16 protein-coding genes, 1 tRNA gene and 1 pseudogene are annotated in these 17,520 nt (G+C 63.3%); 7 read left to right on the top strand and 11 right to left on the bottom strand.

Annotation, left to right across the window (positions count from 1 at the left end):
• The 6 genes and pseudogenes from ACVWW1_RS19185 to ACVWW1_RS19160 all read right to left on the bottom strand — a co-directional run bounded on the left by ACVWW1_RS19185 (position 1) and on the right by ACVWW1_RS19160 (position 6,110).
• On the bottom strand, positions 1-927 hold the full coding sequence (locus tag ACVWW1_RS19185) for a histone deacetylase family protein (protein ID WP_176532921.1): 927 nt from the start codon (positions 925-927) through the stop codon (positions 1-3).
• Positions 928-1,035: 108 nt separating this feature from the next.
• Positions 1,036-2,707, bottom strand: a pseudogene (locus tag ACVWW1_RS19180) (bifunctional metallophosphatase/5'-nucleotidase).
• A gap of 76 nt (positions 2,708-2,783) precedes the next feature.
• Positions 2,784-3,545 carry a crotonase/enoyl-CoA hydratase family protein gene (locus ACVWW1_RS19175; RefSeq protein ID WP_173641414.1) on the bottom strand — a complete coding sequence of 254 codons (762 nt, stop codon included), beginning with the start codon at positions 3,543-3,545 and terminating at the stop codon, positions 2,784-2,786.
• Between the two features lie 239 nt (positions 3,546-3,784).
• Positions 3,785-4,513, bottom strand: a complete 729-nt coding sequence (locus ACVWW1_RS19170; protein ID WP_456657047.1) for an alpha/beta fold hydrolase — start codon at positions 4,511-4,513, stop codon at positions 3,785-3,787.
• A 117-nt stretch (positions 4,514-4,630) separates the two neighbouring features.
• Positions 4,631-5,194: a DinB family protein gene (locus tag ACVWW1_RS19165; RefSeq protein WP_456657046.1), complete on the bottom strand. Its 564-nt coding sequence runs from the start codon at positions 5,192-5,194 to the stop codon at positions 4,631-4,633.
• 25 nt (positions 5,195-5,219) lie between these two features.
• Positions 5,220-6,110, bottom strand: coding sequence for a LysR substrate-binding domain-containing protein (locus ACVWW1_RS19160; protein ID WP_456657045.1), 891 nt, complete (start codon positions 6,108-6,110; stop codon positions 5,220-5,222).
• 172 nt (positions 6,111-6,282) lie between these two features.
• Between ACVWW1_RS19160 and ACVWW1_RS19155 the strand changes: the two genes are divergently transcribed.
• From ACVWW1_RS19155 to ACVWW1_RS19140, 4 genes are all read left to right on the top strand, one after another.
• Positions 6,283-6,957: a hypothetical protein gene (locus tag ACVWW1_RS19155; protein ID WP_456657044.1), complete on the top strand. Its 675-nt coding sequence runs from the start codon at positions 6,283-6,285 to the stop codon at positions 6,955-6,957.
• Positions 6,958-6,992: 35 nt separating this feature from the next.
• Entirely contained in the window at positions 6,993-7,394 is a 402-nt protein-coding gene (locus ACVWW1_RS19150) for a nuclear transport factor 2 family protein (RefSeq protein WP_456657043.1), read from the top strand.
• Between the two features lie 41 nt (positions 7,395-7,435).
• A complete protein-coding gene (locus ACVWW1_RS19145) occupies positions 7,436-8,227 on the top strand; it encodes a VOC family protein (protein ID WP_456657042.1) in 792 nt (263 codons plus the stop codon).
• Positions 8,228-8,882: 655 nt separating this feature from the next.
• Positions 8,883-10,046 (top strand): lytic transglycosylase domain-containing protein, encoded by a 1,164-nt coding sequence (locus tag ACVWW1_RS19140; RefSeq protein WP_456657041.1) that lies wholly within the window; start codon positions 8,883-8,885, stop codon positions 10,044-10,046.
• A 98-nt stretch (positions 10,047-10,144) separates the two neighbouring features.
• On the opposite strand, the gene ACVWW1_RS19135 is transcribed toward ACVWW1_RS19140, so the two are convergent.
• Entirely contained in the window at positions 10,145-10,378 is a 234-nt protein-coding gene (locus tag ACVWW1_RS19135) for a DUF6894 family protein (protein WP_176532912.1), read from the bottom strand.
• 497 nt (positions 10,379-10,875) lie between these two features.
• Here ACVWW1_RS19135 and rpsU point away from each other — a divergent pair, with 497 nt between their 5' ends.
• Together rpsU and ACVWW1_RS19125 are read left to right on the top strand one after the other, a co-directional pair.
• The gene (rpsU, locus tag ACVWW1_RS19130; RefSeq protein WP_092124744.1) at positions 10,876-11,172 is read left to right on the top strand and encodes a 30S ribosomal protein S21; all 297 of its coding nucleotides are present in this window, start codon (positions 10,876-10,878) and stop codon (positions 11,170-11,172) included.
• Between the two features lie 38 nt (positions 11,173-11,210).
• Entirely contained in the window at positions 11,211-11,462 is a 252-nt protein-coding gene (locus ACVWW1_RS19125) for a hypothetical protein (RefSeq protein WP_176532911.1), read from the top strand.
• Positions 11,463-11,739: 277 nt separating this feature from the next.
• Here ACVWW1_RS19125 and ACVWW1_RS19120 read toward each other — a convergent pair whose 3' ends face one another.
• Positions 11,740-13,518, bottom strand: a complete 1,779-nt coding sequence (locus ACVWW1_RS19120; RefSeq protein ID WP_456657040.1) for an acyl-CoA dehydrogenase — start codon at positions 13,516-13,518, stop codon at positions 11,740-11,742.
• Positions 13,519-13,741: 223 nt separating this feature from the next.
• On the opposite strand from ACVWW1_RS19120, the gene ACVWW1_RS19115 reads away from it, so the two are divergent.
• Positions 13,742-13,816, top strand: a tRNA-Gln gene (locus tag ACVWW1_RS19115).
• Positions 13,817-13,818: 2 nt separating this feature from the next.
• On the opposite strand, the gene ACVWW1_RS19110 is transcribed toward ACVWW1_RS19115, so the two are convergent.
• The 3 genes from ACVWW1_RS19110 to ACVWW1_RS19100 form a co-directional block, all read right to left on the bottom strand.
• Positions 13,819-15,156, bottom strand: coding sequence for a hypothetical protein (locus tag ACVWW1_RS19110; RefSeq protein ID WP_456657039.1), 1,338 nt, complete (start codon positions 15,154-15,156; stop codon positions 13,819-13,821).
• A gap of 550 nt (positions 15,157-15,706) precedes the next feature.
• The gene (locus ACVWW1_RS19105) at positions 15,707-16,954 is read right to left on the bottom strand and encodes a type II toxin-antitoxin system HipA family toxin (RefSeq protein WP_456660612.1); all 1,248 of its coding nucleotides are present in this window, start codon (positions 16,952-16,954) and stop codon (positions 15,707-15,709) included.
• Positions 16,947-17,252, bottom strand: a complete 306-nt coding sequence (locus ACVWW1_RS19100) for a helix-turn-helix domain-containing protein (RefSeq protein WP_429029085.1) — start codon at positions 17,250-17,252, stop codon at positions 16,947-16,949. The genes ACVWW1_RS19105 and ACVWW1_RS19100 overlap by 8 nt, the downstream gene beginning before the upstream one ends.
• Positions 17,253-17,520 lie beyond the last annotated feature (268 nt).

Genomic DNA, 17,520 nt, shown 5'->3' with positions numbered 1-17,520 from the left:
TTACCCGCCCATCAATGCGGTGACGTGAGATGCCACCGACTCTTTCAGGCCCTCGAGGTCGTAGCCGCCCTCCAGCACGGAGACGACGCGGCCGCCGGCGCTCTTGTCGGCGAGGTCCATCAGCTTGCGCGTGACCCAGCCGAAATCCTCGCCGGTCAGGTTGATCGAGGCCAGCGGATCGCGGTGGTGCGCGTCGAAGCCCGCCGAGATCACCACGAGCTCGGGGGAAAACTTCTCGAGCTGCGGCAGGATCAGGTTCTCGAAGGCGGAGCGGAATTTAGCGCCGCCGTCGCCGGGCGCCAGCGGCGCGTTGACGACGGTGTCGTGCTCGCCGCGCTCGCCTGAAGCGCCGGTGCCGGGGAACAGCGGCATCTGATGCGTCGAGCAGTACATCACGGTCGGATCGGCCCAGAAGATATCCTGCGTGCCGTTGCCGTGGTGAACGTCGAAATCGATGATCGCGGCGCGCTTGATGCCGTATTTGCGCTGCGCGTGACGCGCGGCGATCGCGACATTGTCGAAGAAGCAGAAGCCCATCGGCGTCGACTTCTCGGCGTGATGCCCGGGCGGGCGCACCGCGACGAAGGCGGTCTGGTGCGCGCCGGTCATCACCGCATCGGTCGCCGCCACCGCGCCGCCGACGCCGCGCATCACGGCTTCCCAGGTGCCCGGCGACATCGAGGTGTCGCCGTCGATATAGATCATGCCGGAGGTCGGCGCGATGTGGCGCAGCTCGCCGACATAGTGCTCGCCATGACAGAGCAGCACGCTGTCGAGGTCGCCTTCCGGTGCGAGGTCGCGCACCAGCGCCTTGAAGCGGTCTTCGCCAAGTACCTCGGCAACCGCGCGCAGCCGGTCGGGGCGTTCGGGATGTCCGGGTGGGGTCAGGTGTTCGAGGCAGGCGGTGTGCGTCAGAAGCAGTGTCATGCAAATTCCCGGCGCATTGGGCGCGCGTGCGAGGAGCGTCTAATTTAGGCCGTTACCGGCCCGCCGGAAAGGCCTGTCTCCGCCCCACGGATGTTCCATGCCCGCACTTCAATTGATCCGCTCGATCCGCTTTCCGGCCGCCGGGCCGACCGGGCTGTTGGCCTTGAAATAGGCATAGAGCGCATCGACGTCGTAGATGCCGAACTGCTGCGCCGTTCCGTCCTTGAACACCGTGAAGCCGTCGCCGCCCTCGGCGAGATAATGGTTCACGGTGACGCGATAGCTCGCGGCCGGATCGATCGGCTTGCCGTCGAGCGACATCCGCGCGGCGATGATGCGCGCGCCGTCGCCCTTGCTCGCATCCCACGCATAGGCAAAGCCCTTCGAGACCTGCAGGGCGCGCGGCCGTTTCGGGTCGGCCCATTGCTGCTCCAGCACGTCCTTGAGCTGCTTGCCGGTCAGCGTCATCGTCACCAGCTGGTTACGGAACGGCTGGCTGGCGAAGATGTCGGCATAGGTGACGGCGCCGTCCTCGCGCTTGACGATGTCGGTGCGCACGCCGCCGGGATTGGTGAAGGCGATCACCGCGCCGCCATTCGGCTCCGAGCTGGTGGCAAGCAGCTGCGCGTCGGCGACGATATCGCCGAGCGGGCTTTCGCCCGGTCTCGGCCGGCGTGCGCGACAGCGTTTCCGTCACCGAGCCTGCCGCGCGGTTGGCGATCGGCGCGGCCAGCCGGTCATAGGATTCCAGCAGCGCGCTCTGCTCCGGGTCCTTGGCTGTGCCGCCGATCTTCACGATGGTGTTGTCGGCCTTGGCGCTGATCACGTCATGGTTGTTCGGATCGAGCTGAAGATCGATCGCGGTGACCAGCGTGCCGTATTTGTCGCCGGAGGTGACGAGCCGTCCGTCGATCTTGCAGACATAGGCCTGGTGGGTGTGGCCGGAGATCAGGACGTCGACGGCGCGATCGAACTTCTTGACAATATCGACGATCGGCCCCGAGATGCCGGGGCATTCATTATAGTCGCCGGTCGGAAAGCCGCCTTCGTGGATCAAGACCACGATCGCCTCGACGCCCTTCGCCTTCAGCTCGGGGACCAGCGCATTGACGGTCTCGGCCTCGTCGCGGAATTCCAGGCTGGCAACGCCGGCCGGCGATACCAGGTTCGGGGTGTTCTTCAGCGTCAACCCGATGAAGGCCACCGGTATGCCGTCGAATTCCTTGATCTCGTAGGGCGGAAACACCGGCTTGCCAGTGGTCTTGTCGATCGTGGAGGCGGCGAGATAGCGGAATTTGGCCCCCAGGAAGGGATGCGGCCCCTGGCATTTGTCGACCGGGTGGCAGCCGCCTTTCTGCATCCGCAGGAGCTCGTCCTTGCCCTCGTCGAATTCGTGGTTGCCGACCGACGAGATCGCAAGCCCCATTATCGACAGCGACTCGATAGTCGGCTCGTCGTGAAACATCGCCGACAAAAACGGGCTCGCGCCGATCAGGTCGCCGGCCGCGACGAAGATGTTGTTGTTGTGGCCTTCACGCAGCTGCTTGACGACGGTGGATAATCGCTCGGCGCCGCCGGCGGGCACCATGATCTTCCTGGTCGCGTCAGCGGGATCGGTGATGCGGATGCCGCCCGGCGGCGGCCGCAGATAGCCGTGGAAATCGTTGATCGCGAGAATGCGCAGGCTCACCGGCGCTGCGGTCTGCGCCTGGCAGGGGCCTGCCGCGGCCAGTCCGAGTGCGCACAGCGCGGCGAGGGGCGTAAGGCGGGGCTGTCTCATGACCTGTCCAGGGCGTGCACGATCATGGAACACACGGTCATGGCGCGACGCCACTACAATTTTGCGACGCTTCGTTTCAATCCTTCGTGCGCGCCATGAAGGCCTTGAAGGCGCTGACCGCCTCGTTGGAGCGCATCCGCTCGCTGAACAGATGGTTCTCCTGCTCGATGCGGCGGGTGACGTCCTCGGGCGGCAGCCGGATCAGGCGTCGCGAGATCGCCACCGCCTCGGCCGGCAGCGCACAGATCTCGCGCGCCACCTTGTGCGCCTCGACCTCGGCATGCCCCGGCGCCACCACGGTGTTGACGAAGCCGGCGACGCGGGCGTCGTCGGCCGACATGGTGCGGCCCATCACCAGCATCGCAAAGGCGCGCTGATGGCCCATCATGCGCGGCATCAGCAGGCTGGAGGCGCCTTCCGGCACCAGGCCGAAACTGGAGAACGGCGTCGAGAACAGCGCGGCCTTGCTCGCCAGCACATAGTCGCAGTGAAACAGCATCGTGGTGCCGATGCCCATCGCGACGCCATCGACGGCGGCGATGATCGGCTTCACATTGTGGGCCAGTGAATACAGGAACTTGACCAGGTCGGAGGCGGGCGGCGTCTCGCCGGTCGAGGTGCCCTGCGCGAGCAGGTCCTCGATGTCGTTGCCCGCGGTGAACACGCCGGAGCCGCCGGTGATGATCAGGCAGCGGATCTTCGGATTGTTCTGCGCCTTGTCGATCGCATCGCTGATCGCGCGAAACATCTCCTGGGTGATCGCGTTCTTCTTCTCGGGCCTGCGCAGCCGGATCACGCGTGTGGCGGCTTCATCGGTGACTATGACATGCGCGGTCATCAAGCAGTCCCAGAGTAAGCGGTCCGAGTGTCGGCCGGCAGCGTCGCCGGTAGCGGTCGTGACGCCATCCTACATGATCCCGTGCAAGCCCCAAGGGCTCCAGCGTGTTCTGCTCTGCTTTTCCCCGTGGGCGAGCATGAGAACGGCGCAATGCAGTTAACCGGATTTCGCGATTTGCAGGGCGCCGGCCTCGCAAGCCGAACCGGCGCCGTCGCATGTAACCCTGCATCGTGCTCCGCTCAGCCGCGCCCGACGAACGAGCCGATGCCGCGGCCGACCTCCACGCCGTGATGAAGTAGGGCGCCGAGATGATCGCCGGGGACCGACATCGCATCAAGGCCGTTCTCCGCGGCAAAGCGCTGCATCGGCACATGCGGTGCGTCGTCCTGTCCGTTCCAGAGCAGCACCGGCACGCGCGAGGACAGCACGGCGTCCCGGGCGCCGTCGACCTGGCCGAGGGCATTGAAGCAGGCGCGCACGCCGCCCTCGAGGTCGGACGTTACCCATCCCGTGAGCTGAGGCGCGGTGCGGCGCGCAAACGTCATGAAGGCGCCATACGTCAGCGGGCCGGCATTGCCGCGCGGTAGTCCGGTGAGAAAGTCCCAGCCGCCGATCGCCAGCGACGCCAGCCGCGCCGGGAAGAACCGGGCGACGCCGACCGCCACCCAGCCCCCCATCGAATGTCCGACCACATGGGCGCGCTCGTGGCCGAGATCGTCGATCACGGCGACGATATCGCCGGCACGTTGTTCCTGATCGTAGAATTCGGGATCGGCGGGCTTGTCGCTCAGGCCATGTCCGAGCGAATCGACGCAGACGACGCGGAAGCGATCGGCGAGCGCGTCGACCACGCCGCACTGCTTCCAGCTGGCGGCGTCGAGCAGCAGGCCGTGCTGTAGCACGATCAGCGGCCCGGACCCTTCAACGGTGTAATGGATGCGCTGGCCCCGATGATTGGCGAATGGCATGTCTGGAGTTCCCCACGTTTCACCTGAGGTGAGCGCGGAGGCACCGGGATTCAAGACCTTGTTCCGAATCGGGAAACCGATCCACACCGCCGCCAGATTGCTTGCGCAACCTGGCGTTCAGCCGCCCCAGACGGTGGCTTCGCTCCAGCCAAGGTCCTTGAACTCGGCCGCCCGGAGCGGCGCCTCGCAGGCGGCAAAGAATTCGTCGAGCTGCGGCGGCTTGACGGTGGTTTCGGAGAGCATGGCGTGGGCCTGACCGCGATGATGGATCTGGTGCTGAAACAAATGCATCAGAAGGCGGTCGCGCCGCTCGGTCTGCACCGAGCTGTCGCGATTGATCTTGACCACCTCATCGAGCCGTTCAGGCGTCAGCGCATCGCAGTGAACGATCAGGCGCTGGTCGATCGCGCCTTGCGCTGCTTGCAGCGCCGCGACCGCCGGGTAGGGCACCTCGTTCGCCCACGCCTTCGGCCCGAGCCAGCCACCTTCGAGCGCGTCGACGTAGAACAGATCGATGACATGGATGTGGTTCAGCGTCGCCTGCAGGCTCGGGAAGAATCCGGTCCGCGCGGCGGCGAACTCCGTCTGGCCGAGACTGCCGCATGCTACGAGCAGGCGATGATTGGCCCAGGCGTTGTTGTAAGCAAAGGCGCGAAAAGTCTGAACGAGGCTTGCCGGCATATCGGTCCTCACTGGATTGGTTGTGTCAGGCCGGCGCCGCGGCCAGCCGGCCGACCCGCGACAGCAGCAGTTTCAGGATCGGCGATTTGTTGGCCTTGTGATAGGCGATCACGAGATCCAGCGTCGGCGCCTCGCCCTGCACCGGCCGCGTCGTGATGCTATCGGGCAGATAGCGCGCCGTGTAGGCCGGCAGCAGCATCACGCCATGCGTCGAAGTGATCATCGATATCGCGTGCACGACATTATGCACCTCGTGCTCCGGCCTCGGATCGATCCCGGCGCGGTTGAAATAGTCCAGTACGACGCGGCGCACCGCCGGCGCGGATTTGGACGGCAGATAGAAGGTCTCGCCCGCGATGTCTTCCGGCGCGACGGCTGACTGCGCCGCCAGCCGATGGTTGCTCGGAAACACGAACACCAGCGGATCGGTGCGCACGCGCTTGTTCGCCAGATCTTCCATGCTCTCGTCGGCGCGCATGAAGGCCGCATCGAGCTTGCGCCGCATCAGGGCCTTGGCGAGCAAGGGCGAGTAGTCGCTCGACAGGCGGATGTCGATGCCGGGAAATTCCTCGCGCAACACGCGGGTTACCTCGGGCAGCAGATCGATTTCGGCGCCCGACAGGAAGCCGAGCGAGAAGACAGGCTTCGGCGGCTGGGCCGCGCGCAGCGCCGCTTCCTTGGCGGCCTCGGCCTGCAACAGCGCCATGCGGGCATGGTCGAGGAATGCCTTGCCGGCCGCGGTCAGCTCGATGCCCTGCGCGCCGCGATTCAAGAGTTGTACGCCGACCTCCTCCTCGAGATCGCGGATCTGCCGGCTGAGCGAGGGCTGCGAGGTGTGGAGCCTCTGCTCGGCGGCAACCGTCAGGCTGCCGGCATCAGCCACGGCAACGAAGTAGCGGAGATGCCGGAGCTCCATCGCAATCTCCCAATCACGGCCTGCCAACCTCATCGCCATGTCTCGCAGGCATGGGGCCAGCTTACAAAGTCTTTTTCAAGCCGGCCAGCGCTCACTATAGCGAAGCGTATTCCCAGTGCGCGCTCTGCCTCGCAGGCAGAGGAGCCGCGCGAAGCCAGGCCGGAGCTTGCGCATGCGGATGAGGCTCGGAGCATTGCTGTTGCCGCTGCTGGTGCTGACAGGGCCCGGCGGTGCCGCCGCGCAATCTTTCGGCAATCAAACGAGGGCAAGTGCCATGGATGCGGACGTCGCAACGATCAAGCAGGCACTCGCCGGAAATTGGGAGAGCATCGCGCCCGAGATCCGGCCGAGCAAGAATCCGGACGGCTCGATCAAGCCGTTCTATCTCAAGCGCGCCTTCATTTATCAGTCCTCCGACCGGTTCGAACTCGTGGTGGTCAACTCGGCCGATCCGTACGGCAAGGTGCCGCTGGCGCGGATCAGGATCGTCGGACACATGCAGTGGCAGGGTGTGCATCCGATCGCACCTGGCGCGCAGAAGGTCGACTTCGTCGCCGACGAGGCCTACGAGGTCACGCCGCTGGCACAGGGCTTTGCCGATGTGCTCAACAAGGTCGCCTCCGCCGGCTACGCGCCATGGGCGGTCGACGCGCCGCAGAGCATCTTCGGCAAATCCTTCGCGCCGTTTGCGCTGAAGGAAGGCACCAACTTCATGGAATACGACCTGGTCTATCTCAGGGGCGACCTGCTGTTCTGGGGCGCCCGCAATGTCGACGGCCGCGGCTTCGACACCGAGCAGAATCGGCCGACCAATCTGCAGATCCCGCTGGTCCGCAAGCAACCCTGATCAAGTAACCCTGATATCGTCAAGGGAACGAAGCCATGAACACGTCGAACCAAGATTGCCGCGTCCAGTTCGTGCTGGACGCGTTCGATACCCTGTTCAACAGGCGCGACTATGCCGCCGCCGAGCGGCTCTGGTCGCCGCGCTACATCCAGCACAGCGCGCACATTGCGCCCGGCCGGGACGGGCTGTTCGATCTCGTCAAGGGCTTGCCCGCGACGCTGCGCTATGAGAACCATGTCGGCGCGGCGCGCGGCGATTTCGTCATTCTGCACGGCCGGTTCAGCGGTCATGGTCTGCCGGCGGCATGGGTCGTCGCCGACATTGTGCGCATGGAGGGTGACGTGCTCGCCGAGCACTGGGACGTCATCCAGGATGAGGCGACGCGCGAACAGTCGCGCAGCGGACTGCCGATGTTCGGCGATCGCTTTCCCGGCTGAGCCGGCCCAGCGAGCGCGCACGGCGGCTGGGGAGACGGGACATGCAACTCGCAAAGAACGTGATCGACGTCGGCCTTTCCACCAACAATCTGGAGCCGATGCTGCGGTTCTGGCAGCAGGACGCCGGCGTTCGCTTCGACCACATGTTGCCGATCCGGCGCGGACAGAAGCAGTACCGGCACGACGCGCATGGTTCGGTCATCAAGCTCAACCATCATGTCGAGCCGCTGCCGGATGCGGCACCGAGCGGCTATCGCGAACTGATCGTTGCGCGAGACGGCGTCGGAGCGCCGCAGCGCATGGCCGATCCCGACGGCAACAGCGTTTGCCTGGTGGCGCCCGGACATGACGGCATCACCCAGATTGCCGTTTCCATGGCCGTGCGCGACCTCGCCGCGCATCGCGAATTCTACGGCGATATTCTCGGCTTCGCCGAGCAATCCTGGTCGGGCGGTCTGGCGTTTCGCCTCGGCGAGAGCCTGATCCTGCTCAGGGAAGATCGGGCCGCGACCGTCGATCCGGTTCGGGGCGCGCGCGGCTGGCGCTACGTCACGCTGCAAGTCGCCGATATCGACGCCGTGCACGACGGGCTGCGCGCCAAGGGCGTACGCGAGGGCCTCGCGCCGGTGACGCTTGGCGAGGTCGCGCGGATTTCCATGATCCTCGATCCGGACGGCAACTGGATCGAACTGTGTCCCGCCGCGCATCGATCGTCGGCAGCCTGTCCGACCACTAGACGTCAATGCATCCGACCCCTGGGGCAACGCGGCGGAACGAACCGGCTTCTTCCGCTGTTGGGTGAAAGGGGCTTCCAAGAGAGGGAACCGCAATGACAAAGGCAATTGCAGTCGCAACCGCATTGCTGCTTGGCACAGCTTCATTCGCTGTGGCGCAGACGTCGAAGAGCGGCCGCGGAACGGCATCTCCGGGCGCTTCGCAGTCCAGCCCGGGCCATGAGATGCAAAATTCGAAGAGCAGCACCGGGCCCGGCGCGTCTGAATACAGCCCCGGGGATCGTATGCATGACAAAGGCACGGTAGGCCGGGCAAAGGGCGCGTCTGAATATACGCCGGGCGATCGCATGAACGACAAGCGCAAGTAGAGGATCAAGCCTGCATTGAAGTCGCCGGTCTACCCGGCGACTTCAAGATTTGGCCCCTTGGTCGCAACTCCCCGACAGCTTCAGTGACGGTGCTTCCAGTTGCCCCGGCCGCGGTACCATCCGTAGTGATGACCGCGATTGCCGTGCCAACCGCCATGTCCGTGGCCGTGTCCATGGCCGCCCCTTACCTGAATGACGGCTGCGTCCTGGGCCGCAATCGGCGCTATTCCCAACCTCGCGGACGCAGGGCTGACAAACGCCAAAATCAATAACGACACCCCTGCAGTAATCCACTGAACATATCTCACCGAGATATTCCTCCTGCGCGGAATTGCGCGAACTCACAAGGCGAGCATAGCTCCGTTTGTTCCATCTACCCGCCAAAAATGTTCCAGATTTACGTCAAGACAACCCCGACGAGGTCGGCATCCCAGATTTCTGCCTGCCAGGCGGTGCTGATGCTACGATCGGGTGAACAGGTACTCCCTTTGATGATCGCTTTCATGCAGTCGATTTTCAGGCCGCAGCTGGTTCATCGATTTCCACGAGCGGCGATCGGCTGGGTCTGCCTTCTGCTGTTCGTCCGCTTGGCAAGCGCTGAACCCGTCGGCGACCCAGCCGTGACGCCGGCCGCGCAAGACGCAGGGCCAGCGCAAACGGAAACATCTCGTCCGAATACGAGCATCGGAGAGCACAATGGTCAGGCCGACCGGTCGGCGTCGGACCATCAATCCTCATCCGTTCCGTCGCCGGCGCCACCGCCTTCGAAGCTCGACGGGCCGCAACAATACTGCAAGGCGTTGGAGCAGGCCGCATTGGAGAACGGCTTGCCGCCGGATTTCTTCGTCCGGCTGATCTGGCAGGAAAGCAATTTCGATCCCGGTTCGGTCAGTCCGGCCGGTGCCCAGGGTATTGCCCAATTCATGCCCGGCACCGCGCGCTGGCGCGGCCTGGCCGACCCGTTCGAGCCACTGCCTGCCTTGCAGGAATCCGCCCGCTGGCTTCGCGAGCTGCGCGCGCAATTCGGCAATCTTGGCCTTGCGGCGGCTGCCTATAATGGTGGCCCGCGGCGCGTTCAGGATTGGTTGGCGGGACGTGGGAATCTGCCGGGCGAAACACGCGCCTATGTCAGGATCATTACCGGTAAGTCTGCCGAAGAATGGGCGCAGGACTCGGTAGAGGACCGAGTCCACACCGACGCTGCCATGGCCTGCGGTGACATCGTGCGCGGTATGCTCATCAGGGCGCTGCCCGCGGCCCCGAGAGAGGCCGTGGCAATTGCACAGCAGGCGGCGTGGGGACCTTGGGGACTCCAATTGGCCGGCGGTCCGTCGCAATCCAGGGTCCTCGCCGATTACCAGCAGCTTCAGAAGCGATTTGCATCCGTGCTCGGCGATCGCGCGCCGCTCGTTCTGAGAGCGCGTATGGCCGGGCCTGGCTCGGCAACCTGGTATCTGCTCCGGGTTGCCGAGACGACGCGCGAACGAGCCAACCAGCTCTGCGCGCGGCTGGAGGCAATCGGCGGGCGCTGCCTCGTCTTTCGAAACTAGCTGGTGCATCTCCGCCCCAGATTTGGATCACGAGCCGTAGCCATCGCCTGGCGCCTTCGCCGGCCGGATTCTTGACGTTCGGTTGCGCGCCGACGCCCCTAGTGCCGCGTTATGCCCCGATTGAGACTGACCTGAAACAGCGGCCCTTGGTCCGTGCGGATCTCGAACGCCAACAGACTGTGTTTGTCCAACGGCGGGTTGTCTTTCGCCATGCTGAGCAATGACTGCATCGCTTCGTGGGCAGCAGTCTCCTCGTCGCGCAGCTCGATACCCTGCCTGTCGGCATAGAGTTCCTCGCCGTTGCGGATGTCGAAATAATAGCGGGTTGCCAATTGTGGCTCCCTCTTTGCGGTGGGAGCTGCCCAGGCTCTCGAATGCCGGCGCGCTGAATTCACCCGGCAGCGCCGCACTCTGCGTCAGCGGGTCCGAATTTGCTACTCAACAATGATATCGATTCAAGGAACCGCTCACGCGGCCCGCTCTGGCCCGCTACCGTCTTCCGGCTACGATCTCGAACGCTTGAAGCGCGAGAGATAAATCCCGGAACTGGCAATTGCACCTTGCATAGCTGAGATAAGTGTATACTTCTATTATATCGACTGGCCTTGAGCCTTGTAGATCGGTCCCAGGGGACCCTTTTTCAAAGACATCGTCGGATGAAAGGGAAGGCGCAGTGCTATCGGCACTGCGGCTGAAGCTTTTGTCACCTTGTTGATCGGCTGCCGTTTCACGGATGTACTGGAATGGCAGTGCGGCCCGCTCTGTCACCGATAGAGCGGGCATTCGTATTTGTGCGCTTGACGTGTCTTCTACCGCGAGAGGTGATCCGTTGCAGGTTCTTGTCAGGGACAACAATATCGACCAGGCACTGCGCGTTCTGAAGAAGAAGATGCAGCGCGAAGGCGTCTTCAGAGAGATGAAGCGCCGCCGCTCGTTCGAAAAGCCTTCGGAAAGAAAGATTCGGGAGAAAGCCGAGGCCGCGCGGCGAGCTCGCAAGCTTGCCCGCAAGCAGGCGATACGGGACGGATTGATTGCGGCTCCGCCGAAGAAGCCCAGATTGCTGGCGCCGAAATTCCCGGCACTCAGTCAATTGGCACCGCGAACCAGCGGCCCCCGAGAGAGTTAGTCCTCCGTACCGCAATCCTGTTGGAGGGAGCGTGCAAGATGAAGCAGCGACCTTATCGAGGCAATGGATGTCTCCAGGAACGCATCTCTGACGAACTCTGTCGTCGGAGAGCCGAAGACCGGGATGTTCGATCGAAGGACGAGGTGCGACGGCAGCGTGCGCAGAACCTCGCCGGCACGGCCATCAACGCAATGGCAGATCATTCGGCCAGCCTGATCGATCAGTCTGCCCGCAAGCATGATCTGCTGGACGGTCCCAGGGAGTTTCGCTCGTCTCGCCAGGATCGTTGACGAAACGGTCGTGCGGCTTCTTGCCTTGACTGCGAGACCGATTGGCATGCGACGGGAGTCCCTGGTCGGTGCCGACGGGATCGCGGAAGCCCAATCTCTGATTCGCCCGACGGCGCAAGCCCCCGCGGCAAAAACATTTCGTATTACCAGAAGTGAAAGGCTCGGACGATTCATGTCGCGAGAACGCGAGTCCATGACTCCGCGGCCGCGCCACACATTCGCAGTCGTCCCGGCCTTCGCCAGGACGACAATTGCGATGAGGGCGGCGGAAAGCGTCCTACCCCGCCAGCACCGCATCCGCGCCGGTCACCGCCTCGGCGCTCTCCGTCACCGTCTTCTCCAGCGACGGCGCCTGCACCGAGATGTTCTCGGCGAAGAAGCGCGCCAGTGCGACGTAGCGCTGCGGCTCGGCGTCGCCGTTCGCCTTGGCGGCCAGCGCCTCGCCGGCAAGCATGCAGCCGCCGAGGGTGGTGCCGAACAGCCGCAAATAGGGCGTCGCGCCGGCCAGCGCCTCGTTCGGCGCCGAGGCCAGCCGCTCGAGCAGCCATTTGCTGGTGCGTTCGAGCGCGGCATGGGCGTCACGGAGCTTCGTGCCGGTGGTGCCGAATGCCGGATCGTTGGAGGTCTCGACCTGCTTGATGGTGGCGGCGAGCTCGTCGAGCAGCGCCCACACCGAGGCACCGCCATTGGCGCCGAGCTTGCGCGTGACGAGGTCGATCGACTGGATGCCGTTGGTGCCTTCATAGATCGAGGTGATGCGGGCGTCGCGGTAATGCTGCGCGGCGCCGGTCTCCTCGATGAAGCCCATGCCGCCGTGGACCTGCACGCCGAGATAGGCGACCTCGTTGCCGATGTCGGTGGAGAACGCCTTGGCGATCGGGGTCAGCAATGCGCCGCGCGCAGCCGCATCCGCGCGCACCTTGGCGTCCTGGGCGCGCACCGAGACGTCGAGCGCGACCGCGGTGGCGTAGCAGATCGTGCGCGCCGCAGCCGTCATGCTGCGCATCTGCATCAGCATACGCTTGACGTCGGGATGCACGATGATCGGATCCATGCCGTCGCCCTTGTGGCCGATCGCTTTTCCCTGGCGGCGCTCCTGCGCATAAGCCAGCGCCTGCTGATAGGCGCGGTCGGCAATGCCGACGCCTTCGAGGCCGACGCCGAGCCGCGCCTGGTTCATCATCGTGAACATGCAACGCATGCCCGCGTTTTCCTCGCCGATCAGAAAGCCGATCGCGCCGCCCTTGTCGCCCATGGTCATGGTGCAGGTCGGCGAGGCGTGCATGCCGAGCTTGTGCTCGACGCCGGAGGCATGGATGTCGTTGCGCTCGCCGAGCGAGCCGTCGGCATTGACCATGAATTTCGGAACCAGGAACAGCGAGATGCCCTTGGTGCCGGCGGGCGCATCGGGCAATCGTGCGAGCACGAAGTGCACGATGTTGTCGGTCATGTCGTGCTCGCCATAGGTGATGAAGATCTTGGTGCCCTTGATGCGGTAGGTGCCGTCGGGTGCACGCTCGGCGCGGGTGCGCAGCGCGCCGACGTCGGAGCCGGCGTTGGGCTCGGTGAGCTGCATGGTGCCGGTCCATTCGCCGGTGACGAGCTTCTCGAGATAGGTCTTCTTCAGCTCAGTGCTGCCATGGGCATCGAGCGCCTCGATCGCCGACAGCGTCAGCAGCGGGCAGAGGCCGAAGGCGACGTTCGATGCGCTCCAGATCTCGGTGCAGGCGGCGTTGATCGCGAGCGGCAGGCCCTGGCCGCCGAATGCCTCCGGCCCGGACACCGCGTTCCATCCCGCGGCGGTCCAGCGCTGATAGGCGTCGGGCCAGCCGGGCGCGGTCGTCACCTTGCCGTTGTCGAGCTTGATGCCGTGCTCGTCGCCGACCTTGTTCAGCGGCGCCAGCACATCGGAGGCGAACTTGCCGGCTTCTTCCAGCACCGCAGCGGTGATGTCGCCGTCGAAATCGCCGTAGTGGCCGGCCGCCACGGCGGCAGCGAGCCCCGCGCCGTGATTGAGGGACAGCAGGATATCGTTGATCGGCGCACGGTAGGTCATGGCGTTACTCCCGACGAGGCGTTTGGAAATTGTCTTCCCATGAAACCAGCGGCCTCTCAACTGTCCGAGCGGACATCGCCCGGTCTGTTTCGGCCACCGCGGCGTCGCGCCCCTATAATGAGGGTGCCGGCATCAACCTGCGGCTTTCGTGCCTTTTCGCGCGCCGCCCTGTTGAAATGGTGGGACTCACCCTATAGACCGGCGTGGCCTTCGATCGGCGCGTTGGGGCGTAGCCAAGCGGTAAGGCAGCGGATTTTGATTCCGCCATTCGGAGGTTCGATCCCTCCCGCCCCAGCCATCCTATCGCTTTGATTTATCAGGCTGTTTTTGATGGTTCTTGTTCTGTATTCTGTCCGTATTCTGAACGCCGTCCGCCCGCGCATTCTGAACATCTGTTGCCGTTTGGTTCGCCAGCATGTGCGCGTGGCGCTTCCGAGTCGCCGACAGCATTCGTGCCTCGGTCCGCTTGGCGTACCCGGCATAACTTTCCCGGGTGCGGTGAGCCGAGAGCGCGCGGCCCTGTCCCTCGGTCAGTTCCGCCTCCTCGAGTTCGGTCATTCCGCCGTGCCGGCAAGCGTCCAAGGTGAACTCCTTCGGCAGACCGATCTCCTTCCTCATGCGCTGAACGATCTTCTGCATGCCGGAGAACGAGTATGGTTTGGAGACGATCTCTTGATCCTTATCCGAGCTACGGCGCTTGGGGACAATCTCCCGCAAGATCATCGGCACGCCGCGGCGTGTCAGCTTGGCGAGCACGCCTTCGGCTTCCTCATAGAACTTCACAACCTCGCCGGATGGCAAGTGCTCCTCCAGCGGGTGGTCGATCACGGCGCCGGTTTTGTGGTGCTCAATCCGGATCGTCGGCTTCGGTCCGGTCCGGTAGCCCGTCCATTTGATATGGCCGGCGATCACATTCTCTGGGCGCTGCAGCCACTCGAAACAGATGACAGCAGCAGCACCACACTCATGCTCGCCGCGCTCCACGCAGCCGTGCGCGAACTTGTAAACCTGCTCTCGCGTGACGGCGTGCTTCACTAGCTTGACGCGGGTCGCCATCGTGACGCCCAGCCACGGGTTCGGGATGTCGGACGGAAATTCGGCGGGGTGAATGCGGTGGACGACGCGCCAAGCCTTACGGCACAGCACGACCAGCTTTTCAGCGGTCCGTAGGCGGTTGCCTTTGCCTCCCTTCACGAACGCATCGTACAGCTTGTCCGCGCCAAGCGGCGACACCGACTTGATCGGCCGGCCGCCGACCCGATCACCGCGCTTGGTGAGCGTGTCGCAAATCTCACGCATGTTCCATTCGTAATTTCGGCGCGATCGAGGCTTGACCTTCTCAAGGTAGGCGCGGCTTTGTCGGTACTCCCGAAACAGCCAGTCGATGGTTCCGATCCGGGGCGCGGACACGCTCGAGATCGGGAGACCCTTGTGGCCATCCATCCATTCGTCGAAGAGGCCATTCAGCGTCGCCGCACGGCCGCCTTCGCCGCAGGCCTCCGCGTAATCGGTGCCCAGTGGCTCGTTCGGCACCGGGCAACTCATCTTCCGATAGCGGGTAGGGACGTTGTAGTAGAAGGCTGTCTTTCCGGACGCCAGTTTCTTTGGGATGACGTGGCGAGGCAGCTTCACGGTCACAGATCCGCGGCGATGTCGGTTGCCGGGACCATTTCCTGCGGCAGGATTGCCGCGTCCAGGTCGTCCCTGAGCCATAACCGGCGGCGCCCCTCTGATATCCGGGGCGGAGGATACTCTTTCCCGACACGCTTGAGGAAGGCCTCAGCGGTTGGTTCGCCGCAATACCCAGCTGCAATTGCAGCTGACATACGACGCGGCCAAGAACCAGCAGGAATTACCGCAAAACGTGGCATGAACCGTCGAAATCTGAGCTACTGAAACGCGTCCAGTCGTGTGGCGCGGATGCATCTTGCAGATTGCCGCCGACGCTCGAAACCTCGACGGCAGCGAGGTCGCGCAACAAGATAGTAGATCGTACTAAAGGGATGGGTTGCCGGAGCCGCGTAATGGGCCCAGCAAGTAGCTTATGATAACTATTCATACACCTGCTCCCGGCAGCGAACAAAGCGCTTGTGGCAAGTGGTGGTAGGGACCAAATCCGTTCGAGAGATCGTACCAAGCACCCCGGATCATGACGTCGAGTAAGATTCCGGCGAGGATATGAAGGTCGTTAGCCGGGAGGCAAGACGTTGCTCATCATACGGACGTGGTCATCGATTCTCTCAAGCACGGAAGCTGGCACGACGCTTCGCTCGGGCAGCTTCCACCAATGCTCATTTACGGAAGTTACGACCTGTTCTACAGCCATCAGCACCGCCTTTTCCGGAAGCCGGGCGCGGTTGCTGAATTTGCGCCAGACGATGGGAGTAAGCGCCCTAAATGGCTTCTCGCCACCCAGGGAGAGCGCCATTTGGTCTTTCGGAAGATATGGGACTGAGGACAGCACGTCATATACCGGGGCGAGCGCAGGGGTCAGTCCATCACCTGGATAAATAGTCGACCAATTTTTGAGGTGCATGTCGCCGTTTCCGATCAGCGCGGCAAATGCCAAGGGTCGACGTACGAATTCAATCGCGGCGTCAATCGAGACCGCCGCATTCAAGGCGCTGGCGATATCGTGATACGAAGCTCCATCATATTTCCGGGAAGGCGGGACGCCGAAGATTTGAGCGAAGTCTTCAATGTGGATGCGCGCGCCTTTAGCGCCTCGATCAAAGCGTTTGACGAGGAGCACTTTGCCTGTGGAGTGGGTGTTGAACTCTTCGGGAATTCCCTCGAAAGCGGATTTATCGACCAGTTCACGTTCAGGTACATCCATCCCTAGTGCCTCGGAGAGAGCCAGCATCGCGAATTCGTTCTCCGACAGTCCTATATGATTGGTGGATGGGAATTTTGCGATGTATTGGCCCTGTCCATCACCGATGGGCAATGTCAATCCACCTTCCTTGTCGGTGTTCTTCATTACGGAGAGCTTCATTTGTACACCGGCCAGAGAGAAGCGCGCCTTGATCGCGCCGGCGGCACCCGGAGGAGGGGATGTGGCACTTCCGTCGCTTGGCAGTGCGCGCACTGCGCCCGGTAGATCGCCGCCGAGTGCCGTCAGCAGATCAAAGTCGTTCCCAGAACGGACTTTGCCGGCGTGGTGTTTCTCCATCGCTTCGCGAAGCCGTTCTTCGGGTAGCATATTCGCGAAGAATGCGGGGAGCGTGTGCAGTGTAGGTTTTGGATCGTTGCGGAGGCCGCCATTTGCGGATCTGAAGGACAGACTCACTATGGGCGGCTTCGCGAGCTTTCGATATTCCGTTTCGAGGCTGAAGGCGTTGAAGTCGCCTGGCGTTCGGACGATCGTGCCAACCTTGAGGTCCTGGAGGAATACGTCTAGCGATTGAATTTCGTGAGGGGCGCTGACTTTAGGCATGATCGTTATCGTCAGGTTCAATAGTGAATGCTGGGCGGTCATCGTCTTCGGAAGGGCGCAGTAGCGCTTGCACTCCAGGCACCATCGCTTGCGGGATCAGCATCAATTCCATACCGAGCGCGCGGGCAACGTTGATGAGTGTTGTCGCGCGAGCCGCCGCTCCGCCGTTCTCGATGTCGCGATAGCTCGGTCGGGAAATGCCTGCGCGCCCGGCCACCTGCTCTTGCGTCAGTTTTGCCTGTCTCCTGGCATCGTGCAGGATTTTTCCCAAGTCATGTAGAGCGTCGAAGGACTTCATGATAGGTATTCATATCTTTGTTGAGTGAAATGATTAGTTTAGCTATCATTTTGCCGCACAAAGTCAACCGATTTGATCTGCAAACCTATCTTTTAATAGAGAATGATGCCTAAACTTTCCATTGTTTGGGCTTGGAGGCTAACGACAGGGCGAACAAGTCGCGCAAGTCATGCTTGCGTCGAGCAGTCACTCGCAACGACAAGACCTCGATCTGGCGACGAATAGTTCGCCGCGAGCAAAGAGCCGGGCTGGTCCCGCTCAGCTGACA

This window comes from Bradyrhizobium sp. JR3.5 (assembly GCF_054057015.1).
The sequence above is the reverse complement of the archived record's forward strand: the minus strand, read 5'-3'. Positions and strand labels throughout refer to the sequence as shown.